This window comes from Pseudomonas fluorescens (assembly GCF_902497785.1).
Classification (GTDB): Bacteria; Pseudomonadota; Gammaproteobacteria; order Pseudomonadales; family Pseudomonadaceae; genus Aquipseudomonas; species Aquipseudomonas fluorescens_BO.
Map to the genome: position 1 here is coordinate 1 of NZ_CABVHK010000036.1, position 3302 is coordinate 3302.

The following is a 3302-nucleotide window of genomic DNA, read 5'->3' on the forward strand; positions in this document are numbered from 1 at the left end:
TTGCAACCGACTGTAGGACAGCAACTCCAGCACCAGCTCGTCCAGTTCGCGAATGTGCGCGACCAGACCTTGCAAACGCTCGCGGCTCGCGGCGGGCAAGTCGTCGGACAGCGCCAGGGCCAGGCCGAAATCCAGGCGCGTGAGCGGCGTGCGCAGTTCGTGGGAAACGGCGTTGAGCAAATCGCGCTGCTGGTTGAGCAGGTTCTCGATGTCGCCGGCCATGGTGTCAAAGACGTTGGCCAGGCTGCCGATGTTGGAGTTCGCGGGGATTTCGGTGCGCTCGCTCAAGTGCCCCCTGCCGAAGCGTTCTGCCGTGCCTTTGAGACGTTCCAGGTCGCGCCAGTGCGGGCGCAGCCACAACAACAGGCACGCGAGCATGGTCGCGCCGATCAGCACGTTGATGCTCCAGTACAACAAATTGACGTCCAGCGGGTCCGGCGGCACGACCATTTGCACCACGGACTGCGCGTTCAGCGGCGCCACCGACAACGTGTGGCCGCCCCAGTCGCCGATGCGCACAACGTCTTCGCCGCGCTGCAAACGCTGCTGTTCGTTCGCGGTCAAGCCGGCGTCGTCATTGCGGCTGAGAACGATATGCAGCGGGTCGAACGCCTTGTCCAGCTCAATCGCCAGCGCCGGCCACTGCGCTTCGGGCACGGCGTGAAACTGTTTGACGACAAGGTTCCGCAGACCCCGGGAGTAATCGAGATTGTAGGTGGTGAACCGCTCGTGGAAGATTCTGATCACCACGTCCGGCACCAGGTAAATGGCCGCGCTGTAGGAGACGATCGTCACCAGGTACAGGCGGAAGAGGATCCTGAACATGACCTCAGCATTCCCACTCGGAACGGCTGAACAGGTAACCCTTGCCCCACACAGTCTTGATCTTGCGCGCCTCGCCGGCGTGGTCGTCGAATTTGCGCCGCAACTTGGAAATCGCCACGTCCACCGAGCGGTCGGTGCCGTTGAATTCGATGCCGCGCAGGCGCTGCAGGATCTGGTCGCGGCTCAACACTTCACCGGCATGCCGCGCGAGCACCACCAGCAAGTTGTATTCGCCGCTGGACAGCTCGACCAACTGCTCGCGCCAGGTCACGGTGCGCTCGGACAGGTCGATGCACAGGTTGCCCATGAGGATGCGGTCGTTGGCGGTCTGCGGTTCGCTGAGGCTGCTGCGGCGCAACAGCGTGCGCACGCGGGCCAGCAGCACGCGGGGTTCGCAGGGTTTGGTGACGTAGTCATCGGCGCCCATTTCCAGGCCCAGGACCTGGTCGTGACTGTCGTCGCGGGCGGTGAGCATCAGGATCGGCAGCGTCGCCGAATCGGCGCGCAGCAAGCGGCAGACTTGCAGGCCGTCGAGCCCGGGCAACATCAGGTCGAGGATCACCAGGTCCGGCGGATTGACCCGCGCCCGCTCACGCACGTGGTCGCCACGGCTGATCACGCTGACGCTATAGCCGTTGCGTTCCAGGTAGCTGGCAATCAGCTCGGAGAGCGCGGTGTCGTCTTCGACCAGGAGGATGTTGGGCATGGAGGTGTCCAGAAAGTGCGATGGCGCCAGTAAGTACGTCATCGCGGGCAAGCCCGCTCCCACAGTGACCGAGGGTGTTCACAAAATCTGTGTCCACACCGAATCCCTGTGGGAGCGGGCTTGCCCGCGATGGCGGCATAACAAGCGCAAAATATTCAGGGGGTAAAGGATATACGCCCACGCCCACCCCCGAGTAAAACCCTTACACAATTTCACACAGCACCAACAAAGCTTCACCGCTACCCTCGCCCGCTCCCCGTAGCATGCGGGAGTTCATTATTGGGGTATTTACATGTCGAAGAATCTGCTTGCCAAGCTCAGCCTGCTTGCCCTGGCGTTGACGCTGAGCGCGTGCGACAAATCCTCGATCGCCGATGAGGCGCCGCCGTTGGCCACGGTGCGCATCGAGACCATCGACGCCCGGCCGCTGTCGATCACCAGCGAATTGAGCGGGCGGATTGCCGCGCCACGGATCGCCGAAGTCCGCGCGCGGGTCGCCGGCGTGGTGCTGCAACGGGTGTTCCACGAAGGCAGCGATGTGAAAAAAGGCGACGTGCTGTTTCGTATCGACCCGGCGCCGTTCAAGGCTGACCTGGACAGCGCCGAAGCCGACCTGCGCAAAGCCGAGGCCAATGCGTTTCAGGCGCGCTTGCAAGAGCAGCGTTACGCGCAGTTGATCGAAGGCAACGCCATCAGCGGCCAGGACTACGACAACGCCCGCGCCGCCGTTCGGCAAACCGCCGCCGACGTCGCCGCCAACAAAGCCGCGGTCGAACGGGCCAGACTCAACCTCGGTTACGCCACTGTCACCGCGCCGATTTCCGGGCGCATCGGGCGCGCACTGGTCACCGAAGGCGCGCTGGTCGGGCAGAACGAAACCACGCCGCTGGCACTGATTCAGCAACTGAACCCGATTCATGCCGACCTCACGCAATCGACCCGCGAACTCAACGACCTGCGCCGCGCCTTTCGCTCCGGTCAGTTGAAGGAAGTGGGTGCGGGCCAGGCCAAAGCCACGTTGATTCTTGACGACGGCAGCCTTTACCCGCTGCCGGGCAAACTGCTGTTCACCGACATCACGGTCGACCCCGGCACAGGCCAGATCATTGTGCGCAGCGAATTCCCCAACCCGGACCTCGACTTGCTGCCCGGCAGCTTCGTGCGGGTGCGTCTGGAACAAGCGGTGAATCAGCAAGGCATCAGCGTGCCGCAGCGGGCGATCCAGCGTGACAGCGCCGGGGTTGCGCAAGTGCTGCTGCTCGATGCGGACCTGCGCGTCGGGCAGCAACCGGTCGAACTGGGCGCCGTGCAAAACGATCGCTGGATCGTCACCGGCGGCCTCAAGCCCGGTGACCGCATCGTCATTGAAGGCCTGCAACACGCCAAGCCCGGCGAGAAAGTGCAGATCGACGACACCCCTCTTCCACTTGCCCAGGTGACTGGTCAGTAAGCAGGACGCTTTTTTATGCCGCAGTTCTTTATCGATCGCCCGGTGTTCGCCTGGGTGGTGGCCCTGTTCATCCTGCTGGCCGGCGCGTTGGCCATTCCGCAGTTGCCGGTGGCGCAGTACCCCGACGTCGCGCCGCCGCAGGTCGAAATCTACGCCGTGTACCCCGGCGCTTCCGCACAGACCGTGGACGAAAGCGTGGTCAGCCTGATCGAGGAAGAGCTCAACGGTGCTGATCATCTGTTGTATTTCGAGTCGCAAAGCAGCCTCGGCAGCGCCACGATCAAGGCGACTTTCCAGCCGGGCACCAACCCGGAAATGGCT

General features: G+C 63.5%; 4 protein-coding genes. 2 read left to right on the forward strand and 2 right to left on the reverse strand.

Translation table 11 applies throughout. From position 1 onward, the window contains the following. Positions 1 to 825: histidine kinase dimerization/phospho-acceptor domain-containing protein (locus F8N62_RS30990; protein ID WP_318181694.1), on the reverse strand; the 825-nt coding region annotated here is incomplete at its 3' end. A 4-nt stretch (positions 826 to 829) separates the two neighbouring features. Then, complete coding sequence (locus tag F8N62_RS30995; protein WP_084321554.1) at positions 830 to 1531, reverse strand: response regulator transcription factor; 702 nt, start codon at positions 1529 to 1531, stop codon at positions 830 to 832. Between the two features lie 292 nt (positions 1532 to 1823). Here F8N62_RS30995 and F8N62_RS31000 point away from each other — a divergent pair, with 292 nt between their 5' ends. Further along, entirely contained in the window at positions 1824 to 2981 is a 1158-nt protein-coding gene (locus F8N62_RS31000; protein WP_150709533.1) for an efflux RND transporter periplasmic adaptor subunit, read from the forward strand. Between the two features lie 15 nt (positions 2982 to 2996). After that, positions 2997 to 3302: efflux RND transporter permease subunit (locus tag F8N62_RS31005; RefSeq protein ID WP_150714183.1), on the forward strand; the 306-nt coding region annotated here is incomplete at its 3' end.

What these genes read in the sequence shown, in the direction of transcription:
- F8N62_RS30995 (WP_084321554.1), bottom strand. Translation starts at nt 1,531, where the DNA reads ATGCCCAACATCCTCCTGGTCGAAGACGACACCGCGCTCTCCGAGCTG.
- F8N62_RS31000 (WP_150709533.1), top strand. Translation starts at nt 1,824, where the DNA reads ATGTCGAAGAATCTGCTTGCCAAGCTCAGCCTGCTTGCCCTGGCGTTG.